This window comes from Ruegeria sp. AF3, assembly GCF_056536285.1.
Genome location: NZ_JBQFJM010000002.1, coordinates 519,445 through 541,433 on the forward strand (window position 1 = coordinate 519,445; position 21,989 = coordinate 541,433).

The window sequence follows — 21,989 nt, forward strand, 5'->3', positions numbered from 1 at the left end:
TATGAATATCTACTTTCAAAACACCAATCAGCGTACTTTTGGCACATTCCCACTAACCGGAAACGAACTTCGGGACGCCATGATAATCGCGGCAGAGGTCGGATATCGCTCGTTCGACACAGCACAAATGTATGAAAACGAAAAAGAAACTGGAGACGCGCTGGCTGAGCTTGGTCTTGCCCGCAACGAGGTTTGCGTCACCACAAAAGTCCATCCCGACAATTTCGGCGCAGCGGCGTTTCTACCGTCCGTTAAGGAGAGCCTGAAGAAACTGCGACTGGATTACGTCGACGTTTTGCTTTTGCACTGGCCTCCAATCGGCGGCGACATCGCGCCATCCCTCAAACAGTTGGAACTAGCACATGCAAATGGGCTGGCCAGGAATATCGGTGTTTCGAATTACACGGCGCAGATGATGCGGGACGCAACCAAAATCATCGATACGCCGTTGGTAACGAACCAGGTCGAGTTCCATCCGTTGCTGAATCAGGATATCCTGCTTGCAGCGGCCAGTGAAACCGGGATTCCACTTTCCTCTTATTGCTCGGTTGCGCGTGGCGAAGTCTTCAAACATCCGATCTTTGCCGAAATCGGTGAAGGTTATGGAAAGACCGCAGGTCAGGTAGTGTTGCGGTGGATTCTGCAAAAAGGCGTCTCGATCAACACGATGTCCACCAAACGCGCCAATATTCAGGCTAATTTCGAAGTAATGGACTTTACGCTTTCCAGCATTGACATGGATCGGGTTGATGCCATGACCCGGGCCGGCTACCGGATTGTCAGCGAAGATCTGGTGCCTTGGGCGCCTGAATGGGACTAAACAAAAAAAACGGCGGTGCCGCTATTAGGCACCGCCAGTTCGGGGAGTTATCCAAGCCTTTGAGAGCGGAATAGCTTAGCAATTACCCCTGATCATGTCAGAAGCTTTCTCTGCCATCATTATTGTCGGGGCATTGGTGTTTGATCCGATCAGGCTGGGCATTGCCGAGCTGTCGCAAATTCGCAACCCTTCAATCCCATGCACGCGCATCCGCGGATCGACCACCGCCATCTCATCCACGCCCATCTTACAGGTGCATGTGGGGTGATAGGATGTACGCCCGTATTGCCGTGCATAAGCTTCGAACTCGGCGTGTGTCCTGACACTGTCATCCGGGAACCGGATCTTGCGGATATATCTCTGCAGGCTTTTCTGCCGGAAGATCTCGACACTGTGTTTCACTCCCTCGATCGAGGTTTTCAGGTCATCGGGATGCCCAAGGAAGTTGGGGTCAACGAGCGGCATGTCCTCGACCCGGTTTGAGCGCAGCCGCACAGTACCTCGTGCCTTGGGACGCAAGGTGTAGGAGTTCAGTGTGATACCCGAGCTGCCTTTGGGAACACTTGGCACACCGGCCTCGGCACCGGCGCCGGCCAGGAAATGAAACTGCAAATCAGGCTGACTTTCGGACCTGTCACCGTACCAGAATGCGCCACCTTCCACCACGTTCGATGCCACCGGCCCTGACCCGAACAAGTAATATTGAATCCCGGCCCACATCGCCCAGTGCGGTTTGTTGTATTTGTCGAGGCTTTGATGCCCATTCAACTCTGCCACGATATCAATGCCGAAATGGTCATTCAGGTTTTCACCTACTCCCGGCAGATCTTGTTTGACCTCGATCCCATGCGCGCGCAGATGCGCGGCCGGACCAAGGCCTGACAGCATCATCAGTTTGGGTGTGCCGATCGCACCAGACGTCACCAGAACCTCCTGATCGACCGCCACCCGCCGCATCTGTCCACTCTTGTCGTATTCAACACCGGTCGCACGCCCACCTTCGATCAAAATGCGATGCACCTGGCAGCCGGTTTCAACGGACAGGTTTGGTCGTGATAGCGCCGGTTTCAGGTAACCCACCGCCGCCGAACAGCGTTTCGCGTTCCATATCGTGGTCTGATAGACACCCGCCCCTTCCTGAACCGCGCCATTGAAGTCAGGATTATAGGGAATGCCCGCCTCCTGACAGGAACGCACAAAGGCACGCGTCATTTCCTGTGGCGAAGCGATATTCGATACGCCCAATGGACCTTCGGTCCCGTGCCAGTCACCAGAAAGAATTGCATTGCGTTCCGAGCGGACAAAATACTTCTGGATTCCCTTGAACGACCAGCCCTCGCAGCCTTCTTCCTTGGCCCAGCGATCATAGTCGATGGGGTTGCCTCGGGTGAACACCTCGGCATTGATTGAGCTGCCACCGCCGATCACCCGACCTTGAGCATAAGGAATCTCGCGGTTGTTGGCGTTGACCTGCGGAACTGTAGTGAAACCCCATGTGTGGGGACCGTCAGTCATCTTGGCAAAACCCACAGGCATGTGGATCAGCGGATGGCTGTCCTTGCCGCCAGCCTCCAGTAGCAGAACCCTGGCCGCGCTGTCTTCGGTCAGGCGGTTCGCCAGAACGCATCCGGCCGAGCCACCGCCGACGATAACATAGTCATATCCAGTTTCAGCCATCACTCCACCCAATGCGTCCGCTTGCCGATCTCGATATGGATCGATTTGACCTGCGTATATTCCTCGACCCCGTGCATTCCGGCCTCACGCCCCCAGCCGGACGCCTTGAAACCTCCAATCGGCAGTTCCGGTCCCCCGGCCAAAGTGGTGTTAACCCAAAACCGGCCCGCCTGAACCCGACGCGAGACGGTCAGTGCCGTGTCGATATTCTTGGTCCAGACACTCGCGGCCAGCCCATATTCCGTATCGTTGGCAATCGCGATTGCGTCGTCAATCGTATCGAACGGAATCACGCACAGGACGGGGCCGAAAATCTCTTCCTGGGCAATCGCCATGTCCATCGTGACATTGGTGAAGACAGCCGGGTCGATATACTGGCCACCGGAAATCTCGGGCGTGGTTCCGCCTGTCAGCAGCGTCGCCCCTTCTTCCTGGCCTTTTGTGATGTAAGACAGGATAGTGCGGTTCTGCGCATCCGTAGTAATTGCTCCGGCCTGAGTGTTTTCATCCAGTGGATCGCCAACACGTACCTTCCGTAGCTTGTCTGCCACTTGGTTTGAAAACTCCTCCGCGACCGATCGTTCGACCAGAAGGCGGGCACCGGATACGCAGCATTGCCCGGTATTGAACGCGATACCAAAGGCAACGCCGTCGGCGGCATCCTCCAGATCGGCATCCGCAAACACGATTTGCGGGTTTTTGCCGCCAAGTTCCAGCCCCAACTTCTTGAAGTTGCTCTGGCCAGACGCCGCAACCACCGACCGGCCGACGGCAGTCGAGCCGGTGAAAGACAGCATGTCGACATCCATATGCTCGGCCAGTTTCTGGCCAATCACACTGCCCGCGCCGGTGACGACATTAAAAACCCCGTCAGGCAACCCGGCCTCACTGAGAATTTCCGCAAGAAGCAGGGTTGTTGCGCTGGTCACCTCGGAAGGCTTGGCGACAATCGTACAGCCAGAGGCAAGGATATACGGCACCCTCTCGCAAAGGATCAGAAACGGAAAATTCCAGGGCGTGATAAGTCCGACGACACCCACGGGTTCACGGGTGACGATACCCATTGCCCTGTCGCCGCTGTTGTTGAAGCTGTCACCATGCAACGCGCGCGCAAGGCCTGAGGCAAACTCGAACATCCCGACACAGCCCTTAACTTCGACCCGCGCCTGACTGATTGGCTTGCCGTTTTCCAGCGTTTCCCAATAGGCAATCTCATCTGTGCGAGTGTGGATCAGCTCTGCCGCCTTCAATAGTACCGCGGCGCGATCAGCGCCGGACAGACCACACCAGCGACGATCATCAAACGCATTTCTGGCCGAGGCGACAATCGCGTTCAGATCGTCCTCGGTGCAGCGGGGAATGCGGGTCACCGGAACGCCGTGACCTGGTGAGGATCGTTCGAATACCTCACGGTCTCCGGCAGGCACCCATTGCCCATCCAGAAAAAAGCCAAACTCCCGCGGCTCAGACGGCGGTGTCAGAATGTGGCTCTTTTGATCCATTTGATGTGCTCCATCGTTGCGTTTCGACTCAGGCCGACGCGTCCAGCCTGTCGCGGAAATCGTTCCAGCCACCATCAACCGAAGACGGCGCATCATGCCATTGGTGCAACATCTCTCCGGTCGCCGGGTCATTGTCTGGGATCGGTAGCATCATGATCCGCTTGGCTGCTGCTTGAAACAACTCGGGCGTCAGGAAAGCTTCCTGAATATTGTCCCAGTCGCGGCCTCCGGCATAACCACCGCACATCATGATGTCGTCCGAGCACCCGACCATCTCATGGCTGACACCTGCGGGCATGACGATCACGTCGCCGATTTCAATCCGCACTCTGGTCCAGCCTTCCACAGACAGGTTGAATTCCATCCAGCCTGCGGCACAGCCCAGGCATTCATGTGAGGTCGAGTGGAAATGAGGGTATTCGTAAATGCCAGGGTATTCCCAGTTGTTCCCCCACCCATTTGAACGAAACCGCGACTTGACCGCATCCACTCCACCACCGGGAATTGCTCCTCGATGGACCAGCAGCGGAAAGCGGCTGTTGGGGATCATACCTTCGGGTTTCGATTTGTAGATTTCAACAGTCAATTACAGCTCCTCCCCGGTTGGATGATGCGCTATGACAATCTGGGTTTTCAGGTCCTTTGGCCGGTCCCGGAAGCTGTCAAACGCCTCCTGAATGCGATCCAGCGTGTAAGTGGCTTGGGTAAAGAGACCGGTCTTGATCCGGCCATGCGTCAGCAAAGTCAGGGCATCGTGCATATCCTGACCCATGCCTGCGACGGACCCTTTGATCGAGTTCTCCTGCAGGATGGTCTGCAAGATATCGACCGGCAATGTCTTCCCAGCACCGGTCAAGCCAAAGGCCGCTATGTGGCCGCCCTTGCGGATCAGTTGCATCGCCTGCCGGTACAACGCCGGCAGACCAACACTTTCAATCACCACATCCGCGCCGCGCCCGCCCGTGTGTTTCAGGACGGTTTGTTCCAGCATGGCCGCGTCGGTAACACCGATGTCGGCCCCCGCCTCAAGTGCCATGCTGACCCGATCCTCGGACAGATCCGCCACGATGACCGGAGCGGCACCGATAGTACGAAGCAGCTGCACATGCAGATTGCCGATGGGCCCTGCGCCCAAGACCACTACGGATTGACCGAAGGTGATATTGGCCTTGCGCGCGCAGCGCACTACACAGGCCAAAGGTTCGGTCAGGGTCAGAACCTCGGCGGGAACGTCGTCCGGGGCCGGGATCACCAGCCTGGCGGGAACCGAAATATATTCTGCGAAAGCTCCGTCCATGGTGATACCCAACTGCTGCATCTCAGGGCAGTTCAGTATCTCGTTCCGGAGGCACCAATAACAGGTGCCGCAGCCAATATTCATATCAACCACAACCGGAGCACCCAAACTCAGGCCGGTCACACCCTCGCCTAAAGCTGCAATTGTTCCGGTAAATTCGTGACCCGGAATCATCGGTAGTTTTTCCACCGAATAGTGGCCTTTGAAGATATGAATGTCCGTGCCACAGATGCCGACCCGCGATATGCGAACCAGCACCTCGCCCCAACCAGGATCAGGGCGCGGCACATCCCGAACCTCGAACTGTCCCGGCCTGGTCAGGACAGCGGCTTTCATGGTCCCGGTCATTTCACGACCCTGAGCTTTGATCGATCGATGGTCAGAGCAATCGCCACGATCAGGATGATGCCAAAAACCATCTGTTGCTTCGTGGCGTCCACTTCGAAATACAGCATCGAGGACCGGATCACCGCCACGATAAGTGTACCTATCAACGTGTTGATGACGCCGCCGACGCCACCGGTCAGCGGGGTGCCGCCAACCAGAACCGCGACGATTGCAGGCAGCAGGAACCCGTTCGCCAGTGTGGGAGAACCACCGGACAGCTTGACCGAGAACAGCAGGCCCGCAATCGCCGCCAGCCCGCCGGACAGCGCGAATGCCATAATCTTGATCCGGTTGACATTCAGACCCGAGGCGACCGCCGCAGGTTCCCCCGCGCCCACCGCCTTGAGCGCACGCCCGAAGATCGTCCGCGACTGCAGGAACCACGCACCCAGAACCAGAACAGCCGCAATGATCAACTCGCTTGGCAGACCGAAAATTGACCTGGTCATCCAGCCGAACGTCGCATCCCGCAACGCCGCGTCCATGAACAAGGCGCGCTGACCCGAAAGGTATTGCGCCGTCGAAAACGCGATACCGCCAACCGCCAGGGTCGAGATGAACGACGGCACGAACAGTCGCGTTGTTACGTAACCCGAGATACTGCCCAGAACGACGCCTGACAGAATGCAGATCAGCCCCGCACCAATGCCGAAGGTTGGCAGCGCGATGGTGGCTACAACAGTTGTCATATTTGCAATTGATTGGGCCGACAGGTCGATACCGCCGATATAGATGGCAAACGTCATGCCAAGGGCCATGATGAACAATGGCACGATGTCGGCCACCATCGATATCAGGTTCGCGGGTCGCAGGAAATTTGAATCCGCGAGGCCAACCACCAGCACAAGCGCCAGCAAGGTGATCCAGGGCAGATGGGGTTTGATGCGTTCGAAACTCATGGCGCGTGCCTCAGATCATATGGTGGACAAGGTCGTACAGCGACGGCTTGTCTCCCGGGCTGCAATCGAAACGTTTCTGTGCGACACCATCCTTGAGAACGATGATTGTGTGGCTGAGGCCGATGGCTTCTTCCAGAGTATCTGCGACCAGAATGATGCCGACACCGTCATCCGACATCTCGCGCACCATGTCATAGACATCCTCTTTCGCACCGATATCCAGACCGCGTGTCGGATGGTCGAGCAGGATGATGTCGGATCCGGCTGACCGCCATTTGGCCAATACGACTTTCTGCTGGTTACCCCCCGACAGCCCGCCGCAATCCTTGTAGACATCCGGTGTCTTGATCGCGAGGCGATCTATCCATTTGCGGGCCAGCGCCTTTTCCTCGGCAATGCGCAGCACGCCCGAGTTGGCATAGTTCCCCATCTGACTGAGCGTCATGTTCTCGTAGACGTTCATCCCGGCTACGATGCCTTCGACCTTGCGTTCGCGGGGGACGTAGCCCACCCCGCCCACGACACCGGCCTGCGCGGTAAATCTGCTGACGGCTTTCCCCTTGAGTATCACCATACCCGAGGACGGGGTTTCCAAGCCAAAAATCGTTCGCAGGATGGCCTCTCTCCCGGACCCTTCGGTGCCAACAAGACACAGAACCTCGCCAGGATGCAGTTGGAACGAGATGTCTGTGTATTTGCCGCTGACCGACACGTCGCTGAACGCGACAAGGGGATGCGCAGCGGACTGGTAGGGGTTCTGCTTCTGCTCGCGGTAATATTCTTTGTCGACGTCACGACCGACCATCTTGTGCTGGATGGAGCTGACATCGGCATCATCGTGGGCAACGACATCCACAACCTCACCATCCTTCATCACGTAGATGCGGTCGGAAAGCTCCAGGACCTCATCCATACGGTGGCTGACAAAGATGAACGACGCACGGTTGGTCAGTTCGCGCACTAGGCCGAACAAAAGCTCGACCTCTTCTGTAGCCAGAACCGATGTCGGCTCATCGAGCAGGATAACCAGATCACCGTCGATCCGTTCTTCCAACGTCAAAACCTTGGCCAACTCCACCAGTTGCCGTTGTGCAAAGGACAGCTTTGACGTGATTATTCTGGGCTCGATATCCAGTTTAACCTTGGCCAGTTGCTTGCGCGCGGCCTCGGCCATAGCGTTCCAGTTGATGACGCCAAAACTGACGAATTGCTGCTCGAACCCCAGAAAGATGTTTTCCATCACAGTCAGGTTCGTGATCAGGGATTGCTCCTGAAACACCATGCCGATCCCATGATCCATCGCCTGGCGCGGGTTCTGAAATCGAACTTTGATACCGTCGATCGTGATGTCGCCGCCATCGGGTTGGTAAGCGCCATAGATGACCTTCATCAGGGTCGACTTTCCCGCGCCGTTTTCACCCACAAGGCCAACGATCTCGCCTCGTTCAATCTTGAAGTTGACGGATTTCAGCGCGTGAACGCCGGGGAATTTTTTGTCAACGTTTATAAGTTCGTACATCTGCCCGCCCCTATTTCACGAAGGTTACGGATTTTCGGTCGGTCGACAGAACCACCGCGGCAATGACCAGAACGCCCAGAACGCCGTCCTGCACGTAGCCCGGCAGTCCGATCACAACCATGCCGTTGTTAATGACATTTACGATCAGAACGCCGATCAGCGTGTTCCAAACACCGCCAATTCCACCCCAGAGTGCGGTGCCGCCCACGACGACCGATGTTATTGACACAAACATGAAGTTCGACCCGGTCGCGGTTTCAGCAATCCCGATCCGTCCAACCGCAAGCAGCGCGCCAACCGCGTAGAAAACCCCAGCCAGCGCAAATCCCATGATCCGCACGCGTTTGACGTTCAGGCCAGATGCATGGGCCAGCTCTTCACCCCCGCCAACGGCGTAGAAATTCCGCCCCAAGGTCGTACGCGATTGGATAAACCAGGCAATCAACAGAAGAAACAGGGCCACATAGCACATAATCGGAAACCCAAACCAACGCTCGGTCAGGAGCGAACGGAACAGCTCATCTTCGACCCGGATCCGATCACCCCCGGTTAATAGCAATGCAAACCCGGTACCTACAAAGCCCATGGCCAAAGAGGCCATGAAGGAAGGAACCCTGAGAATGACATGGACAAGCCCGTTCACCAGCCCGATTGCGGCGCCGACCAGCCCTGCCAGTGGAAGGGCCAGCCACGCCCAGGATGACAATGTGCCCCCCATACCAATAAAGGCAAAGGCGAAGACTACAGCACAGACCGAAACCGTACCTTCCATCGACAGGTCAATCGATCCCATGATGATGATGAATGTCACACCGATAGCGACCATCAGCGCAGGCGTGGACGAGATACCGATCCGTGCGAAGTTGCGCAGCGAGAAGAAACGGGGCTCAATCGCCGTAAAGAACAAAACCAGGACGATAAGGACGATCAGAGGGGCCCATTTGATCAGAACATCCCGTGCCAGCACATTACGCATGTGCTTCCTCCCACTGAGTAAATTATTCGGGCTGACTGCCCTTGAACTTCTTAGCCAGACATGAAGTGGCAGACCGGGCTATAACCCGGTCCGCCTAGGCCACTACTTGTACTGAATCTGGCCGTTTGACGTGGACCAAAAGTCTTTCCAGTCATAGGTGGGAACATCGTCCAGATATTCTGCCTTGAACGCCAGCGCATCTTCGGGCCGGACCATGATGGTCGGACCATAGAACTCGCGATGTTCATTGGGCTCTTCCGAAGGCTTGAAATGGCCGGTCGCCGCATAGTAGGCCAACGCCGCCGTTATGCCGCCGCCCCAATGCGGGTTGGTAAAGACGGTAGCCAGGATTTTGCCTTCGCCCACCAGTTGGACTGCCTGCGGGTTGCCGTCATAAGATACGATTGGCATGTCCTCGATACCTTCGGCGCGCAGCGCTTCGAGCACACCATAGGCGATTGTGTCGTTGGCACAATGAACCCCTTTGATCTCATCACCATAACGGGTCAGGAAGGCACTCATGACCTGATTGGCTTTCTGAGTATCCCAGTCGGCAGGCTCAGCGGCCAACAGCTCGGCGTTCGGATAGTCTTTCAGTGCGTTCTTCAGACCTGCTAAACGTTCAATCGCAGGGTTATTCGACGCGATGCCACCTAGATGGACAACGCCGCCTGAACCGCCCATCGCATCCAGCAGGATGCGCGCGGTCTGCTCGGCGGGCCCCTCGTCAGACCAGCTCATATGGCTGACATAGTTGTCCCCGAAATCCCAGGGATGCAGATCGTCAGTTTTGTTCCAAAGCGTCGAAACATAGGCGCCGGCTTCCACACAGGATTCCACCACCGGGCGCGCGTTTGGCGCGTCATTGGTGTCGATAGCCAACGCCAGCTCACCATTGGTTTTGGACAGCAGCGCCTTAACATCTGCCAGCGACTTCTCTGACGAGCCTTCATTGATCAGATGCGTTAGGAAATCCTTGGGCTTGCCGAGACTTTCAACGAAAGCCTCACCACCCGAAACAATCTCGTTCCAGTACGGATTGGTCCGGTTGCGGTACGACCATGCAACCGTCGGGTCTGTGATCGCCGCGCGCGCCATGCCGCCCAGCATACTCGATACTGCTGCGCCGCCCACACCATAGGCGGATGCGAGCAGGAAGCTACGACGGGTTATCGTCTCCTGCTCGATGTATTTTTTGATGAATGACATAATGTCCTCCCTTTCGATCAGCACTTGGGACCACAGGTACTTCCCATGTCGGCCCCTCCCCGACACATATCTCGCATAACGGCAACTTGCACCATTAATGCACTAACCAGTTACTTCTTTACGAAACGCTATGTCAAGCGTTAAGAATGAGGTAGAAACGAAGGTGGGCGGCACGCAGTAGCGTGCAATTTAAATCGGAAGGTCAGGCAATAGGACCGCGTTGGCCATTTTCACCGTGCAAGAAGCCCGGAAGAAAGGAAGTTCGTAGTGGTCGAAAAAACAAAAAACAAAAAGAAAAGAGATGCTGAGGCGACAAAGGCACGGATACTTCACGCCGCGAAGAAAGAGTTTGCCAAACATGGTTTGGGTGGCGCGCGCGTGGATGAAATTGCCGAGCGCGCGGATGCGAACAAGCGGATGCTCTACCACTATTTCGGAAGCAAAGAAGATCTGTTCCGAACCGTTCTGGAAGCGGCCTATCTCGACATCCGAACCGCGGAACGCAAGCTAAACCTGGAAAGCCTGTCACCGTCCGATGCCCTAGAATCCCTGGTGAGATTCACCTGGAAATACTACCTCAGGAACCCAGAGTTCATTACACTCGTCAATAGTGAGAACCTGCACCGTGCGCGCCACATAAAATCGCTTTCGAGTCTTCCGGAAACAACTAAAGGTCTCGTTGAGATGGTGGAAGAAATTCTGAAGCGAGGCGAAGAAAGTGGCGAGTTTCGTTCGGGTATAGACGCCACCCAGCTGAACATCACAATTGCCGCCATCGGGTATTACTACCTGACCAACAGGTTTACTGGCTCATTTCTGTTTCAACGGGATATGATGGACGAACAAGCCTTGAACGAGCGCTTGGACTTCAATGTCGACAGCATTCTGCGGATCGTTCGAAAGGAGCAGCCTTAGATGTAGTGAAACAAAAGCATCGAGTAATGCTGACAGTTGGATGATCTAAGAAATCCTTTCCTGCGTGGCCGCGACGTTACTTAGTGCCCACGCCAGGTACCGAATAAGTTTTCTTGACTTGGTGAACACTTGCGTCACTATAGAAAAAGTAACCGACCAGTTACAAAAGTACAATCAGGGAGGACATCATGAAAAAGATTGCCACGATACTGCACTTTACGACGGCAGTTGCTGCCCTATCCGTGACAGCTGCTCAGGCCGAAGATGTGGAAGTTCTGCACTGGTGGACATCAGGCGGCGAAGCTGCGGCGCTGAACGTGCTCAAACAGGATCTGGAAAGCCAGGGCATCGGTTGGCAGGATATGCCCGTTGCCGGTGGAGGTGGAACCGAGGCTATGACTGTATTGCGTGCCCGTGTCACTGCAGGTGATCCGCCCACGGCAGTTCAGGCGCTTGGTTTTGACATTCTGGACTGGGGAAATCAGGGGGCGCTTGCCAACCTGAATGAACTTGCCGCCCAGGAAGGATGGGATGAAGTTGTTCCCGAAGCGCTGCAGTTTTTTGCCAAAGTTGATGGCAAGTGGATTTCAGCACCTGTGAATGTGCATTCAACAAACTGGGTCTGGGCCAACAAATCCGTGCTTGATGCCAATGGTATTGCCGTGCCCGAGTCTTGGGAGGATTTCGTAGCTGCGGTTGAAACTCTGAAAGCGGCGGGCATTACGCCGATCGCGCATGGCGGCCAGGCCTGGCAGGACGCAACAGTGTTCGATGCGGTGTCCATGTCAACGGGTGGGCCAGATTTCTACAAGGCCGCCTTCGTTGATCTTGATGAGGAAGCTCTGGGTTCGGAGACCATGAAAGAGGCATTCGACCGGATGGTGTTCATTCGCGAAAACGTCGATGACAACTTCTCGGGCCGCGATTGGAATCTGGCGACGGCGATGGTCATCAATGGCGAAGCCGGCTTTCAAATGATGGGCGACTGGGCGAAGGGCGAGTTCCTGAATGCAGGCAAGGTCCCGGGCGAAGATTTCCTGTGCTTCCGCTTCCCCGGCACTCAGGATCAGGTCACATTCAATGCAGACCAGTTCATGATGTTTGATCAGGGCGGCACCGTTTCGACGGAACAGGCCGCTTTGGCCAGCGCCATCCTGTCCCCGTCCTTTCAGATCGCCTTCAACAAGGTGAAAGGGTCTGTCCCTGCCCGCACCGACGTGGATGGAAGCGAATTGGATGCCTGCGGCCAGCAGGGCATGAAGGACCTTGCAGCAGCGGCATCCTCGGGCAACTTGTTCGGCTCGATGGCGCATGGTCATGCTGCTCCGGCTTCGGTGAAGAATGCGGTTTATGATGTGGTCACCGCGCATTTCAACGGCGAGTATGACAGCGAAACCGCTGTCCAGGAACTGGTCGACGCGGTTTCCATCGCAAAGTGATCAACCTGCGTGGGGCGGTTCCTAGGGATCGCCCCTCACGGCTTTGAAATCCACGTAACCCGTTCTCAGGAGAGTTGCCATGGCCACGGTTGCCGAGGCAGATTTCAAGACCCGTCTGCAAAACTGGATTCCCAAGCTCGTCCTATCGCCGTCACTGGCTATGGTCCTGATTTTTGTCTACGGGTTCATTCTGTTCACGATCTACGTATCGTTTACCGACAGCCGCATTTTGCCGTTCGTCGACAAGGACGGGCAGCGGACATTCGACCTGATCGGGCTGTCGAACTACGAAAAGCTGTTCAAGCTTTCCCATTGGGAGATCGCATTGACCAACATGGCCGTCTTTGCCGGTCTGTATATCGTAGTCTGCACATTTATCGGCCTGACACTGGCCATTTTGCTGGACCAGAAAATCCGCGGCGAGGGATTTTTGCGCCCGCTTTACCTCTACCCAATGGCGTTGAGTTTCATTGTAACCGGCACCGCCTGGAAATGGTTTCTGGATCCCGGCATCGGACTGGAAAACATTGTGCAGTCCTGGGGATGGCAGAGCTTCGAGTTCGACTGGATCAAGAACCGGGACTTCGCAATCTATACAGTCGTTCTGGCGGCCGTCTGGCAAACCTCCGGGTTTGTCATGGCAATGTTTCTGGCCGGTTTGCGCGGCATCGACAACGAAATCCTCAAGGCTGCTCAGATGGACGGCGCATCGAACTGGAACCTGTATCGCCGTATCATTATCCCACAACTGCGACCTGCATTCCTGTCAGCCTTCGTGATCCTTGCGCATCTGGCAATCAAAACCTTCGATCTTGTCATCGCGATGACCGGAGGTGGCCCCGGCAGGGCAACGGAATTGCCTGCGACTTTCATGTATTCCTACACGTTCAGCCGAAATCAGATGGGTATCGGTGCATCCTCAGCCGTCATTATGCTGATGACGATTGCCGCAATCATGATCCCTTATCTCTATGCTGAGCTGAAGGAGAAGAAGTGATGGCCGTCGCAAGCTCTGACACCGCTATCCGAACAGGCCGATACACTCGCACGCTGATCTACGTCGTGCTGATCCTGTTCGTGTTGTTCTACATGCTTCCGCTTTATGTCATGCTGGTGAATTCAGTGAAACCACTGTCCGAAATCACCGGCGGAGGGATGATGTCCCTTCCAAACGCCTTCACGCTGGAACCCTGGGTAAAGGCGTGGTCCACTGCGCAGGTCGGGGTTGAGCCGACAGGTCTCAGACCCTATTTCTGGAACTCAATTTTGATGGTCGTCCCGGCCGTTGCAATTTCAACGGTACTAGGGGCGCTGAATGGATACATTCTGACCAAATGGAGGTTCCGTGGCGACACGATCCTGTTTGGGTTGATGCTGTTTTCCTGCTTCATCCCGTTCCAGATCGTCCTGATCCCCATGGCTGCGATCCTCGGCGTTCTTGGCCTGTCCGGCAAGACCGCCGGACTGGTTCTGGTCCATGTGGTTTATGGCGTCGGTTTTTCGACCCTGTACTTCCGGAACTACTACGCAGCGTTCCCGACCGAATTGGTTCGGGCCGCTCAAATCGATGGTGCAGGGTTCTTTCAGATCTTCTGGCGCATCCTTCTGCCATCCTCGGGCCCGATTATCGTAGTTTGCGTGATCTGGCAGTTCACCAACATCTGGAACGACTTCCTGTTTGGTGCCTCGTTCGCCTCGGGCGATGGCGCCCCGATGACAGTCGCCCTGAACAACCTTGTGCAAAGCTCGACCGGCGTGAAGGAATACAACGTCCATTTTGCCGGCGCGATCCTAGCCGCAATGCCAACCCTGCTCGTCTACATCGTTGCCGGACGCTATTTCGTGCGCGGCTTGATGGCGGGCTCTGTTAAGGGGTAACCGATGGGTTTTCTCGATATCGACAACGTCACCAAGTCCTACGGCTCTGTCGAGGTTCTGCATAAAGTAAATATTGCAGTGGAAGAAGGCGAGTTTCTGGTGCTTGTTGGGCCCTCTGGTTGCGGAAAATCCACACTGTTGAACATGATTGCAGGCCTAGAGGACATCACGTCGGGCGAAATCCGGATCAAGGATGCCCGCATGAACTGGGTACACCCGTCCAATCGCAATATCGCGATGGTATTCCAGTCCTACGCCCTCTATCCGAACATGACTGTCGGCCAGAACATTACCTTTGGTCTGGAAATGCATGGTGTTCCCAAGCCCGAACGTGAAAAGGCGATGGCGGATGTCGCCAAGTTGCTGCAGATCGAACAACTGCTTGACCGAAAACCGGGCCAGTTGTCGGGCGGTCAGCGTCAGCGGGTTGCCATGGGTCGGGCGCTGGTGCGCAACCCCGACGTTTTTCTGTTCGACGAGCCCTTGTCTAATCTCGACGCCAAGCTGCGGGTCGATATGCGCACCGAAATCAAGAAGCTGCACCAGAACCTTGGCACCACCATAGTCTACGTAACCCATGACCAGATCGAGGCAATGACACTTTCGACCCGGATTGCCGTGATGAATGGCGGATATGTACAGCAACTGGGCACACCGAAAGAGATTTACGATACTCCGGCAAACCTGTTCGTCGCTACATTCATGGGCTCACCGTCAATGAACCTGATCAAGGCATCCGTACGGGTCGAAGGGGGCTCGGTCTATGCAGTTACATTTGATGATCGCGGCGACGAAGTGCGACTCGCCCTTTGCGCGCCTTCGGGCGCGATAAAGACATACGAAGGTAAAGATGTGATATTGGGCATCCGCCCCGAAGCGCTTACCGATGTGGAAGGCGCTGATCACCGGTCAACGCACATTGTGTCGATCCGAAACACGGTGACTGTGACAGAACCCGCAGGCTCGGACACATTTGTGGCCACAACGATCGGAGGCGCCGAATGTGTCGCCCGCATGCGCGCGGATGCTGAGGTTGCGCCCGGCCAACAGGCCGAGTTTGCTTTCAATATGGAAAAGGCCGTCGTGTTCGACCCGGTATCCGAGAACAGAATTGTGTAAATGCGCAAGAACAACTAAGGGAAGCACGAGGCGTGTTTTCGGCCAACTCGGGGTCGGTTGCGGCTGGGGTGAAATCCTGCCCTAGGCTTCAGACTCATTTATTTACAGCCGGAACAAGACGGTGGCTACGAGCGCGATGTCCGGGAGGAAGGCCTTTAGGCATCTGTCGCAACGGGTGGCCAAACGGGCCAGTCCTTCACGCGACCGAACATGATTTCAGTTCTATTTCTTCGTTTGTCGCGGCGCTTGTCGTGCCGGGCAGGCTTGTCGCGTGTCTTGCGGCCCGGGATGCAGGGCATTCCGCCTTTGTCTATCAGGGCTTCACGAAACCAATCCGCTTCAAAACCGCAATCACCAAGTAACCAATCATCCAATGGCAGGCTGTACACCAGAGCCCTGGCGCCTGTGTAATTGCTCACCTGGCCAGCGGATATGAAGAAGCGTATCGGGCGTCCGAGAGCATCGGTAATGGCATGCAACTTTGTATTCATACTGTCCTTGGTTCGTCCGATCAGTATGCCACGCCCCCCTTTTTCAGTTGCAGGCTTGAGGCCGTGCGGAGCGCTTTGAGTTAGGTCGCGTCAATCGCGATGGTCTTGTGATCGGCCCCTCCGCTGCCGCCCCGGCCATGATCCGAGCAAACTCCCATGTCGCTCCGCCGCTTTCAACGGTGGTACAGCGCCTTGGGCGGTCCATATTCGCGAGGGGCATCAGGTCACTGCAACCCATTGCTGTTAATAAAGATAATACCACTCAGGACACGTCGGTCTTCAACCCTCGGCTTGCCATACTCTTCGGAGCGTAAGGCTTCAGACGCTCCCACTGTTCGTCATTCATCTAGAATAGATTGCTTGTTACACGCCCCAAAAAATCTGGGACATGAACCAAGCAGTCTAAGTCCTGGCAACCGATTTAATGGGTCCAGAACCTAGATTGGCCGGTGGAAACACAAGCCACTGAAAAAACAGGTGGCAAAGCACAGGCTATTTCCCGCAAAGCAAAGATAATCAGGCCTACTACCCGTCTGTCGCCCGGGCAAAAAAGGTGCGTGAAATCGTGTTAAGTACCTATTCTCGCCTCGCGTCATCGCTCAACCACTATCATTCGGCGGTCAACAAGGCCGCGGCACTAATGGTGTCGACCCAAATCTGTGATAGGTGGCGGCACGAGCGTCAATCGCTTAACGACTGTAACAGGTCCAAGCCGGAATCTGCATGATCGTCAATCCAGACACAAAAGCTTGCGACATATCCTTGACGCATTCGGGCGCGCGTTACGGGCTATACATCTGAACCAAAAACCACTATCGCCAGATCTTTCCCGGCAATTGGTGACCCATGAATGATTTCTCTGCCCTCCCGAAAACCCTGTCCGCAGCTCTGTCCCAAAAAGGCTATAGCAACTTGACGCCTGTACAAGAGGCTGTGTCAGATGAAGCGCTGGCAGGAAAAGATCTGCTTGTCTCTGCGCAAACCGGTTCCGGCAAGACCGTGGGCTTCGGGCTGGCGATGGCAGAAGAACTTCTCGACAAGCACGGCCGTTTTGACCGACCAGCAGCGCCTTTGGCCGTGATCATCGCACCCACGCGCGAACTGGCTCTGCAAGTGCGGAGAGAATTCGACTGGCTGTTTGCCGAAGCCGGGATCGTTACTGCATCGGCTGTCGGTGGTATGGATGCGCGCACAGAGCGCAGGGCGCTTGAACGCGGCGCACATGTCGTAGTCGCCACACCTGGGCGGCTGCGCGATCATATCACACGTGGGGTGATCGACCTGAGCGATCTGCGGACCGTCGTCCTCGACGAAGCCGATGAAATGCTGGACATGGGGTTCGCCGAAGATCTTGAATACATCCTTGATCAAACGCCCGAAAACCGGCGCACCCTGATGTTCTCTGCCACTGTTCCACGAGGCATTGCCAGGCTTGCCCAGACCTACCAGAAAGAGGGTGCGCAGCGGATCAAGGTCGGAAGCGCAGATGTCCAGCATTCGGATATAACCTATAGTGCCTTGAACGTAGCTCCGTCGGATATTGAAAAAGCGATCATCAATTTGCTGTGTTATCACGACGTTCAAACCACGATTGTGTTCGCCAACACCCGGTCTATGGTGGCGCGCCTGACCGCGAAACTTTCCAATCGGGGGTTTTCTGTCGTCTCACTGTCAGGGGAACTCAGTCAGGCAGAGCGCACCAACGCGATGCAAGCCCTGCGTGACGGGCGCGCGCAGGTTTGCGTTGCGACCGACGTGGCCGCCCGCGGCATCGATCTTCCAGGGTTGGAGTTGGTGATCCATGCGGATCTGCCCTCAAATGCGGAAACTTTGTTGCATCGCTCTGGACGGACAGGCCGTGCCGGACGCAAGGGAACATCCATTCTGATCGTGCCGGCTCGGCAGCGTTCAAAGGCACAACGATTGCTGAAAACCGCCAAGCTGGAGGCCGAATGGGGCGCACCACCCTCAGCCGATGAGGTGTTTAAACGGGAAGAGGAACGCATCATTTCCAATCCCGCCCTGGATGAGCCGCCAAGTGCTGAGGAAACGGCTTTTGCCGAGCGGCTGCTCAGCGGAAGAACTCCCGAGCAGATCGCCGCAGCCTATATGCGCCTCTACCGAGAGCGCCACTCGGCACCCGAGATCCTTGGAACGGCACCAGAGTCTGGAAAACGCGACACTGATCGGCGCGTGGCGTTTGGGCCAAGCACATGGTTCTCACTTTCTTTGGGACGCAAACAGCGTGCGGAGCCGCGTTGGTTGCTGCCAATGCTGTGCCGCAACGCGGGTTTGTCCAAAGACGCTATCGGCGCAATCCGCGTTCAGTATCAAGAGACCTTTGTCGAGATCGCCAATGATGCTGTGCCCGCAATGAAACAAGAACTGGGCGCTGATCTCATCATAGAACAAGGTGCGACGTTGACCGAGCTGGTGGGCACGCCAGATTTCGATGCCTCGCCCAAAGGCCCGCCTGCAGCCCCACAATCATCGGACGAGCCCGCCAAATCCCGAGGGCTTGATTCAGGCAAGCCGTCGAAAGCTGCGCCTGGCTTCGAGCGTTCTGACCAAGATGTCCGGACTGAATCCGAGCGCCCTAAGAGCAAAGGAAAATCTGCGGCACGCACGTCGAACAAACAAGCAAGCGAAGACAAGAAAAAACGGGACTCGGCTCCGCAAGCGCGACCGACGCGTGAGCGCGGAAATGCCAAACCACAGCCCGTCGCAACGGATAAGAAGCGACAAAAGCAAGATAAGAACGCTTCTGACACATCCAAATCTCTGAAAGCACAAAAGGCGCGTTTCAAGACCGACACCAAAGACCAGAAAGCGCCGCGTTCAAAAAGCAAAAACGGCAAGGGCGGAGAAGCAAGGCCTTTCCGCAAGCCTTCAAAGAGAAACTGAGCGCTCGGGCAAGAGACATTCATCAAGGACACCGGTACAGTGGCGCATCGTCCTAGGCGGTCCTTAATCCTTCCACCCAATCCGCTTGAGGGCGAAGGACACGGACGGCCAAGAGCAGACATGGATCGCGTTCAAATGCGCATCGATGTTTCTTCGCAAGGCGGACTTTCATGTGTGTTGCAGCCCTTCGGGCTCAATTGGCAAGGTCATCCGTCGCGCAGAACGCTCTGACCGGTCAGCTTTAGCGCCTTGGTTCACACAATTGTTTGTGTATCATGTCACAAAACGGTGCCGCTTTAAAGATTTACACAACCCTTGGCCACACTTCTGCGGAGTGTAGTTAGTGCCCGCCAATAATGATCTCTCATGGCCTGAAGCGTTTATCGAGCTTTTGCCACTGGTTGCTGACAAGTGGTCAGTAGAGGATGAAATTTATTTTCACCGTCAGCTAAGTGCCGGTAAGTCCGGAGCCCTTGTTTATATTGTCGACATTACATGCGACGCGTTCAGCGGCCAGGCCATTCTTAAGTTTGACGCTCTTCCCGATCCGGAATGGAATGAAAAGGCCGAAAACCAAAGGCATCGGGAGGCGTTCGAAGCAGTTCCCGCGTTTGGATCAAGGCATTTGGCGCGCATCGTCCACTCTTTGGAATACGACGGTAAGATTGCGATACTTTCCACCGTTGTGGCTCAAGGGCTTGAATACTCACTTCCCTGGAACGATTGCGGCTACGAACTGGCCTTGAACGTACTTGAGCGGCTGTCGACAAGCCTGCTTGATGACTGGAACGTTGATTACAGCATGGCGCCTGGTTTGCAATCGCCTCGGGATCTGCTTTCGGGATGGCTCGGCTATAGATTGGATCCTAAGCTAGGTCGGCTTCATCACTTTCTTTCGGGTATTTGCGGTCATGACCCGAATGAACGTTGTCTGATGTTTGAAGGACATTGGTACCCGAACCCACTGGCTTTTGCCTGTGACGAGCATCTTCCAAGCCGGTTGAGCGTAAGAGCAGCAAAAGGTCGAGTGCACGGGGATCTGCATGGCTACAATGTACTGGTTCAAGCGCACAAAAGCCGCGATCCAGATTATTTTCTAATCGATTTGGCACTGTACGAAGACAAGCAGTTCTTATTTTATGATCATGCCTATTTCGAGTTGGCATACCTCTTGGCGCGGCGCGGAAATTGTGTACCTGCCCAATGGGATGCTATCCTTGATGACCTTGGCCTCTTTCATTCAAAACACCACACATTAGGGCTTTGGCAGGATGACGTCGGCATCGTCGAGTTTGTCAGAACTCTGCGGCGAGGCGCTATGAGTTGGGTTGAGCGCCACGAAAGCCACCGGCTCAGCTTTATGGAAAGCCAATACTTGCTGGCCCGTGTCGCAGTGGGACTGAATTTCGCACATAAGAACCTCAGCGTCGGTGCGCGCAGCCACGCATTCTTGTATGCAGCTCACAATCTCAAAGACTACATGACGCTCAACAATGTTGAATGGCCCAGGCACGGACCTGTGTTCCGTTTTCCAACAACGCTGGAACCTTTGACCGAACCTCGACCTGAGGCCGAAACACTTGCACCAATAACCAAACCTCCCGCCGAAAAAGACCGACTGTATGATCAGATGGTTACCCAGCTACCAACGCCACAGAAGCCGGTCATTGCAGTGCTGCCGTTTGACTGCATTAGTGGACAAAGCGACACCAACGGATTTGTGGCTGGCATCAACCATGAACTCGTGACCGAACTTGCCAAAGTGGATTGGTTGTCGGTCGTCTCACCTTCCTCCACCAAGCTCCTCAAGGATGCTTCTTTGCTCGGAGAAGAGATCGCGCAACGTCTCGGGGCTCACTATTTGGTTGAGGGCACCGTCCGTTATGACGATCAGCGCGTTCGCGTAACTGCCCATCTGGTAGATACATCGACCGGGCATGATCTTTGGGCCGATCGCCTGGATCACAAGACAGAAGATGTCTTTTCCTTGCAGGAGGAGATCGCATCAGCCGTTGTGGGGCACATAGATTGGGAGTTGCGGTTCGAAGTGCGTGAGCAAGCGCGGCTAAAACGTGGCGAAGTCAACGTATGGGACAGCGTTCAAAAAGCACTGTGGCATCTGTTCAAATTCACAGATGAAGATACTCAGAAGGCAAGGGATATTCTAAACAGAACAATAGATATCGCACCAGACTATGCACTTGCGCACGCGGTGATGGCAAATGCCGAGCTTCGGAAACTGTTCTTCGTACAGGTCGATAATCGAAATGAGGCCAGAGAACGCGCGCTTTATCACGCAGAGCACGCCGTGGCATTGGATGAACAAAGCAGTTTTGCGCATGCCAGTCTTGCCCGTGCCTACACGCAGTTCAACAAACACGATGCCGCTATTGCGGAGGCACAGCTTGCCGTCAGCCTCAACCCAAGCGCGGCAAACGCTCACTTGGTTCTTGGATATGCGCATCTCGCAAACGGGCAAGCAAAGCTAGCGCTATCGCATTTCGAGACCGCAACCCGGTTTGGACCATCGGGTCCTTATTTCAAGGTGAAATTGTTGGCTAAGGCCTTTTGCCTTTACTTTCTCGACCGCTTTAGCCAGGCCGAAACTTGTGCGAGAACGGCATTGGAGGGCAAATCGGTTGATCCATTCGGCCGTTATGTGCTGGCGGCGATACTGATACGGCAGAAAGCCACAGACGAGGCGAGACGAATAATTGGACAGAGCCAAGAAAAACGCCCTGACATGACCTGTTCCCGTGTCTGTCTGGCATTCGAAAACCTGCAACAAAGCAATCTTGACAGGTTTGTCGGAGATCTTCGGAAAGCTGGGTTGCCGGATTGAGCTTGGCCCTTTTCGATCTGCGCGGTGCGGCAAAGCACTTCTTTCAAATCGTTTGGCCAGAAAAGGAACCCATCGCCCGCTAGGTGCATGGTCAAATGATCTAGAAACCGCTTTG

General features: G+C 55.4%; 16 protein-coding genes and 1 pseudogene. 8 read left to right on the forward strand and 9 right to left on the reverse strand.

Annotated features, from left to right (window positions below; all coding sequences use genetic code 11):
• Position 1 precedes the first annotated feature (1 nt).
• Positions 2-820 (forward strand): aldo/keto reductase, encoded by an 819-nt coding sequence (locus ACR3FC_RS19015; RefSeq protein WP_480477815.1) that lies wholly within the window; start codon positions 2-4, stop codon positions 818-820.
• A 75-nt stretch (positions 821-895) separates the two neighbouring features.
• Here ACR3FC_RS19015 and ACR3FC_RS19020 read toward each other — a convergent pair whose 3' ends face one another.
• The 8 genes from ACR3FC_RS19020 to ACR3FC_RS19055 form a co-directional block, all read right to left on the reverse strand.
• Positions 896-2,497, reverse strand: coding sequence for a GMC family oxidoreductase (locus ACR3FC_RS19020; protein WP_480477817.1), 1,602 nt, complete (start codon positions 2,495-2,497; stop codon positions 896-898).
• On the reverse strand, positions 2,497-3,999 hold the full coding sequence (locus tag ACR3FC_RS19025; protein ID WP_480477819.1) for an aldehyde dehydrogenase family protein: 1,503 nt from the start codon (positions 3,997-3,999) through the stop codon (positions 2,497-2,499). The genes ACR3FC_RS19020 and ACR3FC_RS19025 overlap by 1 nt, the downstream gene beginning before the upstream one ends.
• 28 nt (positions 4,000-4,027) lie before the next feature.
• Positions 4,028-4,585, reverse strand: coding sequence for a hypothetical protein (locus ACR3FC_RS19030; protein WP_480477822.1), 558 nt, complete (start codon positions 4,583-4,585; stop codon positions 4,028-4,030).
• Positions 4,586-5,644 (reverse strand): zinc-dependent alcohol dehydrogenase, encoded by a 1,059-nt coding sequence (locus ACR3FC_RS19035; protein ID WP_480477824.1) that lies wholly within the window; start codon positions 5,642-5,644, stop codon positions 4,586-4,588.
• Positions 5,641-6,582: an ABC transporter permease gene (locus ACR3FC_RS19040; RefSeq protein WP_480477826.1), complete on the reverse strand. Its 942-nt coding sequence runs from the start codon at positions 6,580-6,582 to the stop codon at positions 5,641-5,643. Before ACR3FC_RS19040 ends, ACR3FC_RS19035 begins: the two co-directional genes overlap by 4 nt.
• Before the next feature lie 10 nt (positions 6,583-6,592).
• Positions 6,593-8,101 carry a sugar ABC transporter ATP-binding protein gene (locus ACR3FC_RS19045; RefSeq protein ID WP_480477828.1) on the reverse strand — a complete coding sequence of 503 codons (1,509 nt, stop codon included), beginning with the start codon at positions 8,099-8,101 and terminating at the stop codon, positions 6,593-6,595.
• A 10-nt stretch (positions 8,102-8,111) separates the two neighbouring features.
• Positions 8,112-9,077: an ABC transporter permease gene (locus ACR3FC_RS19050; protein WP_480477830.1), complete on the reverse strand. Its 966-nt coding sequence runs from the start codon at positions 9,075-9,077 to the stop codon at positions 8,112-8,114.
• Positions 9,078-9,179: 102 nt separating this feature from the next.
• Positions 9,180-10,286 carry a sugar ABC transporter substrate-binding protein gene (locus tag ACR3FC_RS19055; protein WP_480477832.1) on the reverse strand — a complete coding sequence of 369 codons (1,107 nt, stop codon included), beginning with the start codon at positions 10,284-10,286 and terminating at the stop codon, positions 9,180-9,182.
• Between the two features lie 267 nt (positions 10,287-10,553).
• On the opposite strand from ACR3FC_RS19055, the gene ACR3FC_RS19060 reads away from it, so the two are divergent.
• The 5 genes from ACR3FC_RS19060 to ACR3FC_RS19080 all read left to right on the forward strand — a co-directional run bounded on the left by ACR3FC_RS19060 (position 10,554) and on the right by ACR3FC_RS19080 (position 15,637).
• Positions 10,554-11,201, forward strand: a complete 648-nt coding sequence (locus ACR3FC_RS19060) for a TetR/AcrR family transcriptional regulator (RefSeq protein WP_480477834.1) — start codon at positions 10,554-10,556, stop codon at positions 11,199-11,201.
• Between the two features lie 188 nt (positions 11,202-11,389).
• Positions 11,390-12,640, forward strand: a complete 1,251-nt coding sequence (locus ACR3FC_RS19065; protein ID WP_480477836.1) for an ABC transporter substrate-binding protein — start codon at positions 11,390-11,392, stop codon at positions 12,638-12,640.
• A 79-nt stretch (positions 12,641-12,719) separates the two neighbouring features.
• A complete protein-coding gene (locus ACR3FC_RS19070; RefSeq protein WP_480477838.1) occupies positions 12,720-13,637 on the forward strand; it encodes a carbohydrate ABC transporter permease in 918 nt (305 codons plus the stop codon).
• A complete protein-coding gene (locus tag ACR3FC_RS19075; protein WP_480477840.1) occupies positions 13,637-14,518 on the forward strand; it encodes a carbohydrate ABC transporter permease in 882 nt (293 codons plus the stop codon). Before ACR3FC_RS19070 ends, ACR3FC_RS19075 begins: the two co-directional genes overlap by 1 nt.
• A 3-nt stretch (positions 14,519-14,521) precedes the next feature.
• Positions 14,522-15,637 carry an ABC transporter ATP-binding protein gene (locus tag ACR3FC_RS19080; RefSeq protein ID WP_480477842.1) on the forward strand — a complete coding sequence of 372 codons (1,116 nt, stop codon included), beginning with the start codon at positions 14,522-14,524 and terminating at the stop codon, positions 15,635-15,637.
• A gap of 102 nt (positions 15,638-15,739) precedes the next feature.
• Here ACR3FC_RS19080 and ACR3FC_RS19085 read toward each other — a convergent pair.
• A pseudogene (locus ACR3FC_RS19085) lies at positions 15,740-16,474 on the reverse strand (IS5 family transposase).
• A gap of 500 nt (positions 16,475-16,974) precedes the next feature.
• Here ACR3FC_RS19085 and ACR3FC_RS19090 point away from each other — a divergent pair.
• Both ACR3FC_RS19090 and ACR3FC_RS19095 read left to right on the forward strand, forming a co-directional pair.
• Positions 16,975-19,032: a DEAD/DEAH box helicase gene (locus ACR3FC_RS19090; protein WP_480477844.1), complete on the forward strand. Its 2,058-nt coding sequence runs from the start codon at positions 16,975-16,977 to the stop codon at positions 19,030-19,032.
• A 343-nt stretch (positions 19,033-19,375) separates the two neighbouring features.
• Positions 19,376-21,874 (forward strand): tetratricopeptide repeat protein, encoded by a 2,499-nt coding sequence (locus tag ACR3FC_RS19095; RefSeq protein ID WP_480477846.1) that lies wholly within the window; start codon positions 19,376-19,378, stop codon positions 21,872-21,874.
• Positions 21,875-21,989 lie beyond the last annotated feature (115 nt).

What these genes read in the sequence shown, in the direction of transcription:
- ACR3FC_RS19035 (WP_480477824.1), bottom strand. Translation starts at nt 5,644, where the DNA reads ATGACCGGGACCATGAAAGCCGCTGTCCTGACCAGGCCGGGACAGTTC.
- ACR3FC_RS19070 (WP_480477838.1), top strand. Translation starts at nt 12,720, where the DNA reads ATGGCCACGGTTGCCGAGGCAGATTTCAAGACCCGTCTGCAAAACTGG.
- ACR3FC_RS19050 (WP_480477830.1), bottom strand. Translation starts at nt 9,077, where the DNA reads ATGCGTAATGTGCTGGCACGGGATGTTCTGATCAAATGGGCCCCTCTG.
- ACR3FC_RS19090 (WP_480477844.1), top strand. Translation starts at nt 16,975, where the DNA reads ATGAATGATTTCTCTGCCCTCCCGAAAACCCTGTCCGCAGCTCTGTCC.
- ACR3FC_RS19045 (WP_480477828.1), bottom strand. Translation starts at nt 8,101, where the DNA reads ATGTACGAACTTATAAACGTTGACAAAAAATTCCCCGGCGTTCACGCG.
- ACR3FC_RS19040 (WP_480477826.1), bottom strand. Translation starts at nt 6,582, where the DNA reads ATGAGTTTCGAACGCATCAAACCCCATCTGCCCTGGATCACCTTGCTG.
- ACR3FC_RS19015 (WP_480477815.1), top strand. Translation starts at nt 2, where the DNA reads ATGAATATCTACTTTCAAAACACCAATCAGCGTACTTTTGGCACATTC.
- ACR3FC_RS19055 (WP_480477832.1), bottom strand. Translation starts at nt 10,286, where the DNA reads ATGTCATTCATCAAAAAATACATCGAGCAGGAGACGATAACCCGTCGT.
- ACR3FC_RS19025 (WP_480477819.1), bottom strand. Translation starts at nt 3,999, where the DNA reads ATGGATCAAAAGAGCCACATTCTGACACCGCCGTCTGAGCCGCGGGAG.
- ACR3FC_RS19080 (WP_480477842.1), top strand. Translation starts at nt 14,522, where the DNA reads ATGGGTTTTCTCGATATCGACAACGTCACCAAGTCCTACGGCTCTGTC.
- ACR3FC_RS19075 (WP_480477840.1), top strand. Translation starts at nt 13,637, where the DNA reads ATGGCCGTCGCAAGCTCTGACACCGCTATCCGAACAGGCCGATACACT.
- ACR3FC_RS19020 (WP_480477817.1), bottom strand. Translation starts at nt 2,497, where the DNA reads ATGGCTGAAACTGGATATGACTATGTTATCGTCGGCGGTGGCTCGGCC.
- ACR3FC_RS19065 (WP_480477836.1), top strand. Translation starts at nt 11,390, where the DNA reads ATGAAAAAGATTGCCACGATACTGCACTTTACGACGGCAGTTGCTGCC.